Origin of the sequence: Corallococcus exiguus (assembly GCF_009909105.1) — a bacterium.
Classification (GTDB): Bacteria; Myxococcota; Myxococcia; order Myxococcales; family Myxococcaceae; genus Corallococcus; species Corallococcus exiguus.
This window is the reverse complement of sequence record NZ_JAAAPK010000007.1, coordinates 95,912-111,629: the sequence shown is the minus strand read 5'-3', so window position 1 is coordinate 111,629 and position 15,718 is coordinate 95,912. Positions and strand designations below refer to the sequence as shown.

The following is a 15,718-nucleotide window of genomic DNA, read 5'->3' as shown; positions in this document are numbered from 1 at the left end:
AGAAGGCCCGGCGCCCCCTTCGCATGCCGGAAGGGAGCGCCGGGCCGGTGTTTCATGTCCTGACGCTCAGCCCACCACGGCCGGTTGGCACGCGGAGGACAGCCACGCCACGGCGTCATCCCAGGGCAGGTCGCGCTGGGAACCGTCGCGCTGGCGCAAGCGGACACCCTTTGACTCCACCTCGCGGCCACCCACCACCGCGAGGAACGGCACGCCGTCCTCGTGCGAGCCCAGGACCTTCTTCGACAGCGACTCGTCCCGCACGTCCGCCCGCGCGCGGCAGCCGGCCTGCCGCAGCCGCGCAGCCAGTCCCTCCGCGTACGCGGCGGCCCCCGCTCCCACGGAGGCCACCACCACCTGCTCGGGCGCGAGCCACGCCGGTAGCGCGCCCCCGTGGTGCTCCAGCAGCACGCCGATGAAGCGCTCCAGGCTGCCGAACAGCGCGCGGTGAAGCATCACCGGACGCAGGCGCTCTCCGGATGCGCCGACGTAGTGCAGGTCGAAGCGCTCCGGCAGCACCAGGTCCAGTTGGATCGTGCCGCACTGCCACGCACGGCCCAGCCGGTCCTTCAGCACGAACTCCAGCTTGGGCCCGTAGAAGGCGCCCTCGCCGGGCTGGTCCTCGTACTGGAGGCCCGCCTGCTTCGCCGCGGACTGGAGCCACGCCTCCGCCTGGTCCCACAGCGCGTCACCGCCGGCACGCATCGCCGGACGGCTGGAGAAGGCCACCTGCACGTCGCCGAAGCCGAAGCCCGCGTAGAACGCCTTGAGCGAGTGCACGAAGCGGACCACTTCCGCCTCCACCTGCTCCGCCGCGCAGAAGATGTGGCCGTCGTCCTGCGTGAACTGGCGCAGGCGGAACAGCCCATGCAGCGCGCCGCTGGGCTCGCTGCGGTGCACCAGCCCGAACTCCCCCAGTCGCAGGGGCAGGTCGCGGTGGCTGGGCGCCATGCGCTGGACGATCTGGATGTGGCCCGGGCAGCTCACCGGCTTCAACGCCAGCTGCCGGTCGCCTTCCACCATGCAGAACATGTTCTGGCGGAAGTTCTCCCAGTGGCCGCTCTGCTCCCAGAGTGGCTGGGAGCACAGCTGCGGCGTACGGACTTCGCGGTAGCCCTCTTCGAGCATGCGCTGGCGGACGTGGTCCTCCAGCAGCCGGTACAACCTCAGTCCGCGTGGGTGCCAGAACACCATGCCCGGGGCTTCCTCCTGCATGTGGAAGAGGTCCAGACGCTGGCCCAGCGCGCGGTGGTCTTGTTCATCAAGCATTGTCGTCTCCGTGTGTCGGTCGGGATGAAGCAGCCGGGGCCGGACACGGGGCGTGTGAGGTTGCACGGTCGCCCCGGCCGGAACTCGGCGGGGCGGGAAACCGTGCGCTCGTCAGGACACCGACACGCGCACCGCACCCACGCCCGCCGAAGCGGTGGTGGTCGTGGTCGCGGTGGTGTTGATGACGAGGTTCACGGGACAAGAAGTGCTCCCGAGCGCACGGAAAGTCAAGTCGTGCGCCGGGACAGGGGGCGTCAGCCCAAGAGGGCCAGCAGGCCGGCGAGGCCCACGAAGAGGTAGAAGAGCGACTCGCCCGCGATGAGGCCTCCGCCCACCAGCGACATGGTGCTCATGTCCTCCGGCAGCACCGCCTCGCCCGGAGCGGGCTCGCGCCGGAAGCGCTTGGACACGGTGTTGAAGAGGGACGTGAGGATGCCGCCCGCGCCGAACCAGATGGTCGCCGGCAGCGCGATGAAGCCGCCGAACGCGGTCGCGTAGGGGCTGGCCAGCACCAGCGAGTCCATCGCCCAGCCCACGCCGAACCCCGTGCGCGAACCCTGCACGTAGCGCAGGTATGCGGGGTGGCGGCGGACCACCTTGCGGATGACCTCCAGCGTGAAGCCGATGGACAGGCCCACGAGCAGCGCCGTCACCTTGTGCGCCGACAGCGTGCCCAGGTCGCGGATGGCGCCCACGAACTTGTACGTCATCGCGGAGCCCCACTGGCCCACCTTCACGTCCGGGTGATCCAACTGGTTGACGGACAGCACCGGGTACGCGCCCATGAACACGCGCGCCAGCACCACGCACAGCACCGCGCCCATGAAGATGCCCAGCACCTGGTAGCGGAACTGCACCACGCGGTTGGTTCCAAGGCGCCACCCGGTGGAGCGGTCCTGCTGCATGTCGCAGCCCACCGACGTGGAGATGAGCAGGATGGAGGACGCCATCAGCCCCACCAGCGGATCCTTCAGGCCCAAGAGCGACATCAGCAGCACCGACATCACGAAGGCGCTGGAGATGGGGTTGTTGTCGCTGATGCCGTAGGCGATGCCATTGATGAGCACGAACAAGAGCGACAGCGCGAGCCCGAAGATGATGAAGCCCGCGGGCTGGTGCAGCACCTGCGTGGCCACCACGACGACGGCCGCGCCCCAGCCCACCACCCAGGCGATGAGCCGGGGCACGTTGACCTTCTTCCACGCGGGCTCGGTGTCCGCGGGAGCCTGCGCGCGGCCCCGGATGCGGTCCACCGCCTGCACCGCGAGCAGCGCCAGGTCCACCAGCGCCGCGCCGCAGATCATCGCCAGCGAGATGAGGAAGCCAATCTTCCGGTACGGATCGCTCGGCCCCAACCACCCGATGTTCCGCAGGTAGGGCGTGATGGCATAGCCGGTGATTCCCATGAGCATGGCGGGCACGGTGATGCGGCTGCCCACCACCATGCCGGCGCCCACCGTGGAGCTGCTCACGCTCAGCGCGGCGACCGCGGCCACCTTCTCCGTGAGCCACGCGGCCAGGATGCCCAGGCCGGTGCCGCCGCCCAGCTTCGCGATGGAGGCCTTGAGCAGGCGCTTGTCCGTGAGCGCTCGCAGGATGTTGGCCACCGCGTAGCCGGACGGGTAGTCCAGCTGGAGCCGGTCCACGAGCAGCGGCGTGTAGAGCATGCCCACGCCCACGCCGAACATGCCCACGCACCCCACGAAGAGCATCAGCTGCCACGCGGGCGGCTGGGGCATGCCCAGCCACACCATGGATTGGATCAGCACGGACATGGCGCACAGCGAGGCCACCGACGCGGCCATCGTCTGCATGTAGTTGGCGCCGTGCTTGCCCTCCGCGCCGTAGCCGTAGGTGACGACGCTGCCGAGGATGCCGGACAGCACCTGGCTGGCGACGAAGAAGCCCAGGCTGAAGTTCATGTACGACGCGGCCACACCGCCCAGCGGGCCCAGGAAGAAGATGGCCACCGACGCGAGCAGCAGGTGGTACTTCCACGTGCCCACCGCGGGGAGGAAGCGGAAGCGCGGCGTAACGGCTTCGGGCACGGAGGACAGGGGGGCGGAAGGCTCCGGCGGGAGCGGCTCGGCGGGGTGGGCCATGGGTGCGCGGGAGGGTACCGGCCTCCATGGGGCGCCCACAACCCGAGAGGTCGCGGGCAGCCCGGCGGCCGGTCGCAAGCGCAATCCCTTGCGAAGGCCAGGGCGCCATGCGACGTCGCACGCATGCGATTCACCCTGCACCGAGGCGTCAGCCTGGCCGTCCTCGCCTCCGCCCGCACGGAGGCCGACCATCACGAGGACCTGGGGTGCAGCATCCAGGGGCCCACGGCGCGCCCCGTGCGCCGCGCGCAGGTGCCGCTGAAGCGCCACATCGCCGCGCTGGGCCGCGAGGGCGCCCTGCGCGAAGCGGACGCGCTCATCCGCTGGCTGGAGGACACGCCCCGCTACGCCGCGCTCTGCCAGGGCACGAAGCGGCGCATGGGCCGGCGCGTGCTGCGCGAGGACGTCCTCTTCCCGGATCCGCTGCGCCACCGCCCGCGCGTGCTGCACCTGCGCCAGGACTCGCTGGGGCTGGACGTTCCGGTGCGCGCGAGGGACTGGCCCGTGGTGGCGGACCTGTTCGCGTCACTCGCTCGTGGCGCGACCCGTGAAGAGCTGCGCGCGCTGGCCACCGTGCCCGTCGTGGGCGAGCTGCTCGGCGACCTGTCGCAGGCAGGCTGGCTCGTGCGCCATGACGGGCCGGTGGACGTGCCGGGACCGGGGGCCCTCTTCGTGGGGCACAACACGGTGCTGGTGTCGGGCAGGGAAGGGCGCGTGTTGGTGGACCCGTACTTCCGCCCCACGGGCGCGGCGGACCTGCCCGGCTATGGTTCATTGCAGGCGTCGGACCTGGGCCGGGTGGACGCGGTGGTCATCACCCATTCACATGGGGACCACTTCCACCTGGGCTCGCTGCTGCCCCTGCCTCGTGACACGCGCATCTTCGTGCCGGCGGTGGCTCGCGAAAGCCTCTTCTCCACGGACTGCGCGCTGCGGCTGAAGCAGCTGGGCTTCACGTACGTGGAGCCCCTTCGCTGGGGAGAGACGCGGCAGGTGGGCGACGTGACGGTGCACGCGCTGCCCTTCCACGGCGAGCAGCCCACCGACGGCGAGGGGCCCCACCCGGACCTCTTCAACGAGGGCAACACGTGGCTCGTGCGCTCGAAGGACTTCTCCGCCGCCTTCTTCGCGGACGCGGGGCATGACGTGCGCGGGGACATGGACGCGGTGTGCCGCCGCGTGCGCAAGCAGCAGGGGCCGGTGGATGTGCTCTTCTGCGGCGTGCGCGGCTTCCGGCTGCCGCCCATCTTCTTCGGCTTCACCACGCTGGATGCGTTCCTCGTCAACGTGCCGCGCGACGCGCTCACCACGCCGCAGCGCTTGATGGCGGGACCGGAGGAGGCGCTGCGCTACGGCGCGCTCCTGGGCGCGCGCTACGTGGTGCCCTGCGCGGACGGCGGCGCCCCCTGGTACTGGCGCGAGGGCATGGGCCCTCGCTACGCCGGCTATCCGGGCGAGCCCGTCGAGGGCGCGAGCAACATGGACGAGAACCCGGATGCGGATCCGTATCCGGAGCGGCTGGCCCAGGTGCGCAAGGAGCACGGCGAAGGGCCGCAAGCGCTCCTCTTGCGGCCCGGCGAGGCCCTGCGCTGGCGGGGCGCGCGGAAGCCAGAGGTGCTGAGCACGCCGGGTTTCGAGTGGCCGTTCGGGAACTGGCGCGAGGCCGCGCCTCAGCCGCGCAGCACGTCGCGGACCCGCCAGAGGGAGACGAGGTAGAGCACGCCCAGGGCCGCGAGGCAGATGATGCCCACCGTGACGTACCCTCGGATGATGTTGCCGACGGTCCAGCCGTAGGTCTCCACCAGGGCGCTGGGGTCGCTCAGGCCCACGCCCTCGATGCGGCCGAAGGGGATCCGGTCCACGTTCCTGCGCGCCGCCCACCACTGCTCGAAGCCGTCCATGAACGCCGCCGCGCCCATGACGAGGAACCCCCAACGCAGCTGATGCCGGTGGAGGTAGTGGCCCGGCGGCACGTAGAACGTGGCCATCAGCAGCGCCCCCAACACCATCAGGCCCGCGTCGCCGCCGAAGAAGAAGAGGGCCTGGGCCTGGGTCTGGGTGAGCCCGAACCTGCCCGTCCAATGCACCGCGAGGAGCCCCGCGCCCACGCCCAGCCACGCCCACCGGCGGCGCTTCCAGCCCTGCCACACGAGCGCGCCCAGGAGCCCCGACAGGACGAGGGTCATGAACGTCGAGCGCTCGTCCGACACATGGGTCACCCACAGCGTGGGCGTGGCGCTGAACCCGCAGAACCACGCGGTGACGGCGTGTCCCAGTTCGTGCACCGGCATCGTGAAGAAGATGCGCAGGAGCCCCTGGAAGCCCGGCGAACGGACCGCGAGCCAGGCGATGCCGAGCGCGACGGGCAGCACCGCCAGCCGCAGCCGTGCCTCCAGGCGGCCCTCGTCGCCGGTGTGCTCACCGTGGAAGGTGATGCCTTCCATGGCCGGGTCCGGCTCGGGCTGGGCCGCGACCAGGGGTGAGACGAACGTGGGGACGGTGTGGGCTTCCAGGGCCTCGCGCAGGGCGGCTCGCTGGTCCTCGGCCGCGCGCTGGACTGCTTCTCGGGCCTCGCGGTCGCGCGCTTCGGCCTGCTGGGTGGCGGCGCGCACTTCCGCGCGCAGGTAGATGACGCCGCACGCCGGGCACTCGGGCCCCGCCACGCGGGGGGCGCCACAGCGGGGGCAGGTCGCGGACGGAGGGCTCACAGGCCCCGCACTCTAGGTGCGCCGCGGGCGGGACGAAAATCGCACCGCCGGGAACCCACGAGGCTCCCGGCGGCGGAACGCGGAACTAGAAGCCGTAGTAGCTGCTGTAGTCCGTGCCGAACAGGTCGATGACCGTGACGCCCCACGAGTGCACGATGACGACGATGATCGTCTTGCGGAAGCGCGTGAGGTTCCAGTCGTTGATGGTGTGCTGCTGGATGCCCACGCTCATCGGCGAGCCGTAACGCGCGGACTTCACCGCCGAGGGGAAGGTCTCGATGACCGTCGCGCGCTGCGCGACCTCCTTGCCGTCCTTGTCGATGAGGCTGGCGATGGCCTTGTACTTGCCCACCTTGATGTCTTCCGGGTTGGCGCGGATGCTCACGCGGTAGTTGCCCGCGGGGATGCCCGCCTCCTCGGAGTCGATGTAGACGAAGGCCGCGTCCACGCCCTTCGCGTACTCCGCGGCGGGGACCTTGTCGAAGCCCGCGATGCTCGTCGCCACGACGGTGGCCTGCTCCGACGTGTGGGTGCCGATCTCCGCCTCGTCGATCGCGAGGCCCTGCTCCTTCGCGCTACGCGACAGCTCGCTCTTGAGCTCGGTGCAGGCGGCCGCGGCGGCCGACGCGTACTTGGACTCGCCCGCGAAGGCGGAGCCGGAGAGGAGGAGGGCGGCAACGAGGGAGGAGCGCATGAAGCTGGAAGTGATCATGGGGGACGGGGAACCAATCTCCAGGAGGGGACTGCGGTCGCGGATGCCACGGGACCTCGGCACCGGCGGCTCCCCTGTGCAGCAGTGGTGCCAATCCCTCTCACGGCCGCGTTCCACCCGGCTCCAGAGGGAAAGCCTCCGGATGTAACAAGGCTTGTGACAGGAGTTGTGACATGCCGTGTTACGGCGAGCGCCCGGCAATGACTTCCCGCGCTACAGCCGGAGGGGAACCCTTGACGTCCCCGGCCCGGAGCGCCCATGTCGTGCCCATGGCTCAGGAGCTGGACACCCGCACCCGGGGGAGGACCACGCGTGGGCGTCTGCGCGCACTGGACGCGTACCTCTGCCAGTTCGAGGCCCCGTTGCTCACGCGTGACGACGGCCCCTGGGCCCGCGCCGTCTTCGTGGACGTGGGCTTCGGTGAACACCCGTGGACCACGCTGGAGAGCGCCACCGCCTTCCGCGCGCTGAACCCGGAGCTGTCCGTGGTGGGCGTGGAGCTGGACCCCGAGCGCGCCACGGACGCCGCGAGAAACCACGCGGATGCGCGCACCCACTTCCGCGAGGGCGGCTTCGCGCTCCCGCTGTCACCGGACGAACCCGCCCGCCTGGTGCGCGCCATGAACCTCCTGCGCCAGGGCCCGCCGGAGCGCATCCCGGAGGCCCACCGCGCGATGTCGCGGCACCTGGTGCCCGGCGGGCTGCTCGTGGAGGGCTCTTCCGACACGGACGGCGCGGTGCTGGTGGCCCACCTGCTGCGGCGGACGCCGGACGCGGAAGCCCCCACGCGAGAGGGCCTCCTCTTCCACACCGACTTCTCCCGGGGCTTCGCGCCGCTGCTCCTGCGCGACTGGCTGCCCCGCGACCTGCGCCGCCGCGTCCGCCCTGGCGACCCCATGCACGCCTTCTTCCAGGCATGGGAGGCGGCTTGGAAGGCCGCGCGCGCGGAAGGCCACACCGCGCCCGCGGACGCCTTCGCCGAGTCCGTCGTGCGCCTCGCGAGCATGACCCCTGGGGTCGCCACCGACGCGTGGCTCCTGACCCGGGGCTGTCTGCGCTGGAGCCCGCCCGGCGGCACTCCGGCGTGAGCCCGGTTGCTCCTTGGAGGTGCAATCGTGCGGGGGCCGGTCCCAAGCGCCACCGGAAAAGGTATTCTGTCGGGAATTGAGCTTCCGGCGTCCCCCCGACTCGCCAGAGGCAGACGGCTCGACATGAACAGGCACCTTCTGACGCTTCTCGCCGCGGGGCTGATGGCAAGCACCTCGTCCGCCGCCGGCCCGTCGACCTCCGAGCTCGGGCGGGGTCGTCACGCGCAGCGTCCCCACCGCCAATCCCGTCGTTCCTCCGCGCGCCCGCGCCGCGAGGGCGACCCCGTGAAATTGGAGCATGAGATGGAAGAGGCCGCCTACTCCGATGAGGCCCCCGCGGCCGCCATCGCGACCCGGCCCCCCGCGTTGCTGTTCTCCGCCAACTTCTACGGCACCCTGGCCGCCGCCCGCTGTCTGGGCCGCCACGGCGTGGACGTGACGGTGGCGGACACCGGCCGGTTGGGGCCGGCCAGCTACTCGCGCTTCGTCAGCCGCCGCGTGCAGTGCCCGCCGGAGTCCCAGCCGGAGGCCTTCCTGCAGTGGCTGGTGGACTTCGGCCTGCGCGAGCCCGTCAAGCACGTGCTCTACCCGACGAGCGACGAGCTGGCGTGGCTCATCTCCGCGCACCGCTCCAAGCTGGAGGACCTCTTCCACCTCTACGACCCGGGCGTGGACGCGGTGTACGGGCTGCTCAACAAGCGCCGCCTCTACGAAGTGGGCACGGAGGTGGGCCTGAACCTGCCGCGCACCTGGTTCCCCCAGTCGGAAGCGGACCTGGAGCAGGTGCGCCGTGAGGCGAACTTCCCGGTGCTGCTCAAGCCCACCACGCAGATCCTCCACGCCACGCACCGCAAGGGCCAGCCGGTGGCCTCTCCGGACGACCTGGCGCGCGAGTACCGCGAGTTCGCGCGAGACACCTACGCGTCCATGCTCGTGAAGTTCGACCCGGCCGTGGTGAACCCCATGGTGCAGGAGTTCCACCCGGAGGCCGCCGAGGGCATCTACAGCCTCTCCGGCTTCGTGGATGAGTCCGGCGAGCTCTTCGAGGCCCGCGCCGCGATGAAGGTCCTCCAGCGTCCGCGCCGCCTGGGCGTGGGCGTCTGCTTCGAGTCCTCGCCGCTGCGCCCGGACCTGGTCGCGGGCCTCACCCGGCTGTGCAAGAAGCTGGGCTACCACGGCGTCTTCGAGGTGGAGTTCATCCAGACGAAGGACTCGTACCTCCTCATCGACTTCAACCCGCGCTTCTACGGGCAGATGGGCTTTGACATCGCGCGGGGGCTGCCCCTGCCGCTGCTCGCGTACCACGCGGCCACCGGAGACCGGGACGCGCTCAAGCGCGCGGTGGAGGACGCGCGCGACGCCAGCGCCGCGCACGAGGACGCGGTGTTCTGCAACCGCATCGCGCTGGAGATGCTGCTCAACCTCCAGCGGCTGTCCGGCGCGCTGCCGGCCGACGAGGCCCGGCAGTGGCGGCAGTGGTTCAACACCCACAAGGCGACGGCGGTGGATCCGCTCATCGACCGGGACGACATGATGCCCGCGGCGGTGGAGCTGGCCACCATCTCCTATGGGGCCGCGCGCCACCCCCGCGCCTTCCTGCGGATGATGGTCTTCAACCGCTGAAAGGGCCGTCAGCCCGCGGAGCGAGGGGCAGCGGGGACCGGATCATCGAAGGTGATCAGGTCCTCGTGCGTCTCCGCCCGGCGCAGGCGCCGCACCTTCCCGCCCTCCACGCCCACGATGCCCGGCTGCGGGAAGGAGAAGGACGTGCCGAAGGGCACGAAGTACGCGCCCGCGTCCATGATGGCCAGCGTGTCGCCCACCTTCAGCTCCGGCAGCCGCACCGCGTGGTACAGCGTGTCCGCCGGGGTGCAGACGGGGCCCACCACCGTGTACGCCCGGTGCGCGGGCGCGGCCGGCTGCTCGACGTGGAAGAGCTGGTGGTACTCGTTGCGCACGCATTCGGCGTGGTTGATGCCCATGTCGAGCGCCGCCCACGTCCGCTCGCCGCCGTCCTTGAGCGCGTGCACCCGGCCCAGGAGCAACTGCGTGTTGCCCGTCATCGCGCGGCCCGGCTCCAGGAAGATGCGCGGGCGCTTGCGGCCCTGCTTCGCGTAGTGCGCCTCCACCTGGGACACCACCTTCGCCACGTACCGCTCGATGGAGAGCGCCGCCGCGAAGTCCGGCGCGGGCAGGTCGCGCTGGAAGGTGAGGTTGAGCCGCCAATCCCGCTGCTCGATGTGCTCCACCGTCGGCGTGCAGAGGCTGCCGCCCAGGTCCAGCACCTCCAGCTCCAACCCCAGCTCGCGGTGCAGCTCGTCCGCGAAGTCCAGCACAGCGCCGACGAAGCCCTCCAGCTCCGCTTCCGTGCGGATGAGCTCGCCCCGGTGCGCGTGCAGGCCCACCACGTCCAGGTTGCCGTAAGACATCGCCTGCCGGTACGCCGCCAGCGCCTGGCCTCCCACGATGGGCGTGCCGAACTGCGAGTTCCAGCCCGACATCGTCGTCACCCGCACGGCCACGCGCGGGCGCTTGCCCAGCTCCGCCGCGTGGCGTGAGAAGACGTCCAGCTCCTCGCGGTGGTTCGCGGCCAGGAGGCCGATGCCCCGGGTGACGGACTCGCGGATGGACGCTTCCGACTTCACCGGGCCGTTGTAGACGATGCGCTCCGGCGCCACGCCCAGCTTGAGCGCGAGCCACAGCTCATAGGCGGAAATCACTTCCGCGCCCACGCCGCGCGCGTGCAGCGCGGACAGCACGCCCGGCACCGGGTTGGTCTTGTACGAGTAGTACACCTCGCAGCCGGCCGCCGCGCCCGGGGGCACCGCCTGGAACGCGTCCGCGTTGCGGTGCAGCGCCGCCATGTGCACCACGTGCAGAGGCGAGCCGTACTCAGTGGCCAGCTGGGACAGCGACACGCCCTCCAGGAAGAGGCCCTGGCCGGCGCGCGACTCCAGGCCCCACGTCTCCGGCGGGAGGAAGGCGCGGGCGGGGGCCATCGCGCGCTGCACGACGGGCCCCAGGGTCTGCTTCAACTGGCGCTTGGCGGTTCCAACGAGACGACGACGCAGGCTCACGGTGTGGGGCCCTTTCAGGAAACGCCAGGCAGCTTGAGGGGGAGGAAGCGCGTGAGGCCGAAGCGGTCCTTCAGCGCGCGCGTGGCCAGCTGCAGCAGCCGGTACTCCAGCTCGCCGTGCTCGCGCCGGTACTTATTGTGGATGATGGCGTTGGACTCCGCCACGGACTTCTCCACCTTCGCGCCCGTCTTGCCCAGGTCGTTCATCAGCGACGGCTTGCCCACCCGATAGTTGAGGATGGGCCGGTTCACGTAGACGTGGCCGTAGCGGCGGATGCCGCGCATGTAGAAGTCCACGTCCTCGTAGACGGGGATGTTCGGATCGAACCCGCCCAGGGGCTGGAAGTACTCGCGGCGCACCATGCACGCGGAGTTCACGTACAGCGTGCCCAGGAACAGGATGTGCGCCACCGTCCACGCGCTGTTGGGCGTGGTGGCCCCCACCTGCGCCACGCGCTCGAAGTAGGTGCTCTTGTCCTCCAGCCACTCGGGGTCCTCGCTGAAGGGCACCACCCAGCCCACCGCCACGCCCGCGTCCGGCCGCGCGTCCAGCGCCGACACCATCGACTTGAGCGCCCCGTCGGCGAGCATGTCGTCGTCATCCAGGAAGTGCAGGTAGCGGCCCCTGGCCAGCGTGGCGCCGTGGTTGCGCACCAGCGCGGGGCGCCCCTTGGATGGCACCTCCTGCTTGAAGTAGCGCACGCGGGCATCGCCAATGCCCTGCACCGCGTCCCGGGCCGTGCCCTCCGCGGAGTCATCCAGGACGATGACCTCCACCTGGACGCCTTCTTGACGCAGCGCGGAGTGGATGGCCTCCACCACGTCCTTCTCGCGCTTGTACGTGGGCATCACCACTGAGACGTCGACTGATGACATAGGCCCCGGTTTATACCGGTGGCCCCCCACGACTGAGAAGCGAGCCGGGCCCCTCCGCGCGTGGGGCATTCCGCCACCCGGGGGCATTGCGCCTCGGACCCTGTGTCCGGCGCTACCCGCCTGCTGTCCGGGGAAGCGAACGCGGGAGGCCGTCTCGCGATTTCTCGGAAGTTTCTACGGCCCCTTCAGGGGGCGGACCGGACAAAATGACAGTCGGATCGCGACAAGGCTGCCACACCCTGGCTCGCTGGCCACGGGATTTTCAGTAGCTGGCGACGGCGAAATCGAAGGCGTCCAGGTCGTCCATGGCGTCGGCTCCGGGGGCGGAGTGGAAGGCGTCGTCCTCCTCGAAGAAGGCGTCGCCCGAGAGGGGGCCGTCGGCCTCCTCGGGGTCCAGCGGCAGCCATCCGGGATGCAGTTCCTCGCGGGCCATGTGCGTTCATCCTCTTCCGCAAGCGGTAACGGCTCCAGCCGGGACTTGCAGCCGTTGTGCCACTTCCTGGATACGAAACGGCCCACGCGGACGGGTCGTTTCCGACGAAAGGTGGGTCGCCGGACGGGCAGGCATGGCTTGACGCCGGAGCCTGGGGCCGACAGGAAGGGAACACCGATGGCCGTCCTGCTGGCACACGAAATCGAAAATCCGCGCCCGTGCAGCTATCTGCCGGAGCGGGAGGCGTCCCTGGAGACGCTGCTGATGCGCAACGTGACGGCGCAGGAGTACGAGCACCTGCTGGTGCGCGGATGGCGCCGCTTTGGTCCGCAGTACTTCCGGCCCGCCTGCGCGTCGTGTCACGAGTGCGTGTCCCTGCGCGTGCCGGTGGCGGGCTTCACGCCCAACCGCAGCCAGCGCCGGGCCCGCGCCGCGTGCGCGCACCTGCGCGTGGAGGTGGGCCCGCCGCGCGTGGACGAGGAGCGCCTGGCGCTGTACCGCGCGTGGCACGCGGACCGTGAGTCATCCCGCGACTGGGAGTCGTCCGAGCTGGGGGCGCGCGAGTACTCGTTCCAGTTCGCCTTCCCGCACCCGTCCGCGCGCGAGGTGGCCTGGTACGACGACAGCGACCCCGCGGGCCCGAAGCTGGTGGGCCTGGGCCTGTGCGACGAGACACCGCACGCATGGAGCGCGGTGTACTTCTTCTACGACCCGGCCTACGGGCGGCTGTCCCTGGGCAAGGCGAGCGTGCTGTTCCAGGTGGAGCTGGCGCGCGAGCGGGGCATCCCCTACGTGTATCTGGGCTACCGCGTGCTGGCGTGCGATTCGCTGCGCTACAAGGCCGGCTTCCGCCCGCATGAGCTGCTGGAAGGCCGCCCCGCGCTGGACGCGCCCCCCGAGTGGCGTGCCGCGGCTGACGCGCAAGAAGCCGCGGCGGACGCGCCCGCGCCGGAGCTGGTGGGCCCGGAGGCGGTGCTCAGGAACCGCTGAGCAGCGCCGCGTCGAAGAAGCCGCGCAGGCGGTTCGCGTACTCCTCCGGGGCCTTCTTCGCGTACTCGCCGTGGTGCGCGCCGGGCACCACCCAGTAGGACTTGGGTTCGCACGCGGCCTGGAAGAGCGCGTCCTGGAGGAACGCAGGCGCGTACTCGTCGACGTCGCCGTTGATCAGCAGCAGCGGCCGGCCCTTCAAATCACACAGGCGCTTCATGGGGTCCACCGCGTCCACGTCCACGCCGGACAGGCGCAGGGTCCAGAGCACCGGCTGGACGCTCAGCGGCCCCCACTTGCCGTAGCTGTAGCGCGTGTCCGCCTCCAGCGACGGGTAGGCGCCCGCGGCGGCCACCGCCTTGAGGCGCTCGTCATCGAGGGCCTCCAGCATCGCGGTGGTGCCGCCCATGGAGAAGCCCAGCACGCCCAGGCGGGATGGATCCACGTCGTCGCGGTGCGAGACGAAGTCCACCGCCGCGCGCAGGTCCTGGCGCTCGTGGTCGCCCCAGGTCACCAGGTCGCCCTCGCTCTCGCCGTGGCCGCGCGAGTCGAAGAGCAACACGCCGTAGCCCGCGCGTGAGAGCACCTCCGCCTCGAAGAGCATCTGCGTGCGGTTCTCCGCGAAGCCGTGCATCACCACCACCGCCGCGTGGTTGCGCGACGGCACGTACCAGCCCCGCAGCGTCAGGCCATCCCGCGTGTGCAACACCACGTCCGTGCGCTCCGCGAGCGCGCCCTCCGCCACAGGCTTCAACGGTTGGCGCGCGGGGTGCAATACCGCGTGTGCGGTGCGGACGCTGCGGTACGCGATGACGGCCGCCACCGCGAGCACGCCCACGAGGGCGAGCGCGATGAAACGGGCGGGTTGGAGGTGGATGGGTTTTTTCACGAGGATGAATTGTGAGCCTATACCCGGAATCCCGTTCCTGGCAGGCCCCCGGGCTCGTTGAGTCCCCAAGCGGTGAACCCCGTCCCTTGACGCGTCCGGCGCCTCTTGACGCGTCAATGGTGGAACTCGCCCGGCAGGACGCCCTCCGGGTGTTTCAACGATGTATCAGCGGGCCGGTGATGGCCGCTGTCACGAAATGGCGTGGGCGCCCCCGGGAGATCCACCGGACGAACGGCGTTCAACTGTCTCCTGGGTGGCGGCGCCGGATGACCTTCGCTACCTATCGCAAGGTGCGTGGGCTAATGATCAACCCTCAGCTCCAGGGGTGGGCTCGCCGGACTCGCGTTCGCCGGGCAGGAGGTCAGAAAATCGTTTCTTACCGGGAATCCCAGACATTGGAACTGCAGGCGCGGCAAGAGATGGCGGTCCCGGCCCCTGGGCGGCGGCGCGTCTTGTTCACGCTCGTCTTCATGGGGACGGGGGGCATCGAGCGCTCCGTGTGCAACGTGTTGGCGGGTCTGGACCGGGAGCGGTTCGATCCCTCGCTGTTCTTCCACCATGGGCCGCCGCCGCCGGACACGCGTGGACGCATCCCCGCGGACGTGCCCATCTCCTGGGGCGTGGGCGTGGAGGCCTACCGGCGCTGGGAGCTGCCGCGGATGCTCTGGCGGCTTTTCCAGGAAGCGCGCAAGGCGGACATCATCGTCTCCGGGCAGGAGGGCAGGGCGGCCCTGCTGGCGCGGATGGCGGGAGCCCTCCTGGGCAAGCCGGTGTTGGGGATGGTGCACTTCGACTGGGGCGCCTTCCACCGCGAGCAGCCGAAGCGTCAGCTCTGGGGTTTGAAGGTGCTCTACCCGGGCATGGACCGCATCGTGGCGTGTGGCTACGACTCCGCGAAGGCGTTCGCGGAGCTGGTGAACGTGGACCGCGAGCGGATGGAGGTCATCCCCAACTTCGTCGACGCGGCCCGCATCCGTGCCGCGGCGGACGCTCCCCTGCCCGCGTGGGCGGTGCCGGTGTTCAAGAAGCCGGTGGTCATCGCGGTGGGACGGCTGGAGCCCCAGAAGTCCTTCGACATGCTCATCCGCGCGCACGCCCGGATGAAGGCGGCCGGGACGGACACGAACCTGCTCATCCTGGGAGTGGGCTCGCTGGAGGCGGAGCTCAAGGCGCTGGTCGCGGAACTGGGCGTGGGGGACTCCGTGTTCATGCCTGGCTACGCGGACAACCCGCACGCGCTGATGCGGCGGGCCACGGCGTTCGCCCTGTCCTCGCGCTTCGAGGGCCTGCCCATGGTGCTGCTGGAGGCGCTCGCGCTGGGCTGCCCCATCGTCAGCACGGACTGCCCCTCGGGCCCCTCGGAGGCCCTGGACGGGGGGCGGGCGGGGGTGCTGGTGCCCATGGGGGACGACGCGGCCATGGCCCATGCCCTGGGGCGGGTGGTGTCGGACGCGAAGTGGCGGGACGGGCTGCGCCAGCGGGCCCTGGACCGGGCGGACGAGTTGTCCGCTGAACGGGCGCTCAATGCCTGGGAGTCGCTGCTGGCGGAGGTCTGACGCGGGGGGCAGGAAAACCTTG

Annotated in this window: 13 protein-coding genes; 5 read left to right on the top strand and 8 right to left on the bottom strand. The window is 70.7% G+C overall.

What is annotated here, in order from left to right; genetic code table 11:
• Positions 1 to 66: 66 nt before the first annotated feature.
• A complete protein-coding gene (thrS, locus tag GTZ93_RS25040; protein WP_139923583.1) occupies positions 67 to 1,269 on the bottom strand; it encodes a threonine--tRNA ligase in 1,203 nt (400 codons plus the stop codon).
• A 254-nt stretch (positions 1,270 to 1,523) separates the two neighbouring features.
• Entirely contained in the window at positions 1,524 to 3,371 is a 1,848-nt protein-coding gene (locus GTZ93_RS25035) for an OPT/YSL family transporter (protein ID WP_161663035.1), read from the bottom strand.
• A 123-nt stretch (positions 3,372 to 3,494) separates the two neighbouring features.
• Here GTZ93_RS25035 and GTZ93_RS25030 point away from each other — a divergent pair, with 123 nt between their 5' ends.
• On the top strand, positions 3,495 to 5,087 hold the full coding sequence (locus GTZ93_RS25030) for an MBL fold metallo-hydrolase (RefSeq protein WP_139921668.1): 1,593 nt from the start codon (positions 3,495 to 3,497) through the stop codon (positions 5,085 to 5,087).
• Here the strand turns inward: GTZ93_RS25030 and GTZ93_RS25025 are convergent.
• Together GTZ93_RS25025 and GTZ93_RS25020 are read right to left on the bottom strand one after the other, a co-directional pair.
• Complete coding sequence (locus GTZ93_RS25025) at positions 5,042 to 6,034, bottom strand: hypothetical protein (protein ID WP_139921666.1); 993 nt, start codon at positions 6,032 to 6,034, stop codon at positions 5,042 to 5,044. The two genes, GTZ93_RS25030 and GTZ93_RS25025, sit on opposite strands and share 46 nt — an antisense overlap.
• 130 nt (positions 6,035 to 6,164) lie before the next feature.
• On the bottom strand, positions 6,165 to 6,773 hold the full coding sequence (locus tag GTZ93_RS25020) for a hypothetical protein (protein ID WP_139921664.1): 609 nt from the start codon (positions 6,771 to 6,773) through the stop codon (positions 6,165 to 6,167).
• A 287-nt stretch (positions 6,774 to 7,060) separates the two neighbouring features.
• On the opposite strand from GTZ93_RS25020, the gene GTZ93_RS25015 reads away from it, so the two are divergent.
• Together GTZ93_RS25015 and GTZ93_RS25010 are read left to right on the top strand one after the other, a co-directional pair.
• Positions 7,061 to 7,879, top strand: coding sequence for a methyltransferase domain-containing protein (locus tag GTZ93_RS25015; RefSeq protein ID WP_139921671.1), 819 nt, complete (start codon positions 7,061 to 7,063; stop codon positions 7,877 to 7,879).
• Positions 7,880 to 8,182: 303 nt separating this feature from the next.
• Positions 8,183 to 9,502 (top strand): carboxylate--amine ligase, encoded by a 1,320-nt coding sequence (locus GTZ93_RS25010; protein WP_180946148.1) that lies wholly within the window; start codon positions 8,183 to 8,185, stop codon positions 9,500 to 9,502.
• An 8-nt stretch (positions 9,503 to 9,510) separates the two neighbouring features.
• Here the strand turns inward: GTZ93_RS25010 and GTZ93_RS25005 are convergent, their stop codons facing one another.
• The 3 genes from GTZ93_RS25005 to GTZ93_RS24995 all read right to left on the bottom strand — a co-directional run bounded on the left by GTZ93_RS25005 (position 9,511) and on the right by GTZ93_RS24995 (position 12,264).
• On the bottom strand, positions 9,511 to 10,956 hold the full coding sequence (locus GTZ93_RS25005) for a type III PLP-dependent enzyme domain-containing protein (protein WP_139921662.1): 1,446 nt from the start codon (positions 10,954 to 10,956) through the stop codon (positions 9,511 to 9,513).
• Positions 10,957 to 10,970: 14 nt separating this feature from the next.
• Entirely contained in the window at positions 10,971 to 11,831 is an 861-nt protein-coding gene (locus tag GTZ93_RS25000; protein ID WP_139921661.1) for a glycosyltransferase, read from the bottom strand.
• 262 nt (positions 11,832 to 12,093) lie between these two features.
• Positions 12,094 to 12,264, bottom strand: a complete 171-nt coding sequence (locus GTZ93_RS24995) for a hypothetical protein (RefSeq protein ID WP_158624551.1) — start codon at positions 12,262 to 12,264, stop codon at positions 12,094 to 12,096.
• A 177-nt stretch (positions 12,265 to 12,441) separates the two neighbouring features.
• Here GTZ93_RS24995 and GTZ93_RS24990 point away from each other — a divergent pair, with 177 nt between their 5' ends.
• Positions 12,442 to 13,254 (top strand): arginyltransferase, encoded by an 813-nt coding sequence (locus GTZ93_RS24990; RefSeq protein ID WP_139921659.1) that lies wholly within the window; start codon positions 12,442 to 12,444, stop codon positions 13,252 to 13,254.
• Here the strand turns inward: GTZ93_RS24990 and GTZ93_RS24985 are convergent.
• On the bottom strand, positions 13,241 to 14,140 hold the full coding sequence (locus tag GTZ93_RS24985) for an alpha/beta hydrolase (RefSeq protein WP_139921657.1): 900 nt from the start codon (positions 14,138 to 14,140) through the stop codon (positions 13,241 to 13,243). The two genes, GTZ93_RS24990 and GTZ93_RS24985, sit on opposite strands and share 14 nt — an antisense overlap.
• 452 nt (positions 14,141 to 14,592) lie before the next feature.
• On the opposite strand from GTZ93_RS24985, the gene GTZ93_RS24980 reads away from it, so the two are divergent.
• Positions 14,593 to 15,696, top strand: coding sequence for a glycosyltransferase (locus GTZ93_RS24980; RefSeq protein ID WP_261778840.1), 1,104 nt, complete (start codon positions 14,593 to 14,595; stop codon positions 15,694 to 15,696).
• The last annotated feature ends 22 nt before the right edge of the window (positions 15,697 to 15,718 follow it).

Coding starts and splice junctions, on each gene's coding strand:
- GTZ93_RS25030 (WP_139921668.1), top strand. CDS start 3,495: ATGCGATTCACCCTGCACCGAGGCGTCAGCCTGGCCGTCCTCGCCTCC.
- thrS (WP_139923583.1), bottom strand. CDS start 1,269: ATGCTTGATGAACAAGACCACCGCGCGCTGGGCCAGCGTCTGGACCTC.
- GTZ93_RS25020 (WP_139921664.1), bottom strand. CDS start 6,773: ATGCGCTCCTCCCTCGTTGCCGCCCTCCTCCTCTCCGGCTCCGCCTTC.
- GTZ93_RS24995 (WP_158624551.1), bottom strand. CDS start 12,264: ATGGCCCGCGAGGAACTGCATCCCGGATGGCTGCCGCTGGACCCCGAG.
- GTZ93_RS24990 (WP_139921659.1), top strand. CDS start 12,442: ATGGCCGTCCTGCTGGCACACGAAATCGAAAATCCGCGCCCGTGCAGC.
- GTZ93_RS25000 (WP_139921661.1), bottom strand. CDS start 11,831: ATGTCATCAGTCGACGTCTCAGTGGTGATGCCCACGTACAAGCGCGAG.
- GTZ93_RS25010 (WP_180946148.1), top strand. CDS start 8,183: ATGGAAGAGGCCGCCTACTCCGATGAGGCCCCCGCGGCCGCCATCGCG.
- GTZ93_RS25015 (WP_139921671.1), top strand. CDS start 7,061: ATGGCTCAGGAGCTGGACACCCGCACCCGGGGGAGGACCACGCGTGGG.
- GTZ93_RS25035 (WP_161663035.1), bottom strand. CDS start 3,371: ATGGCCCACCCCGCCGAGCCGCTCCCGCCGGAGCCTTCCGCCCCCCTG.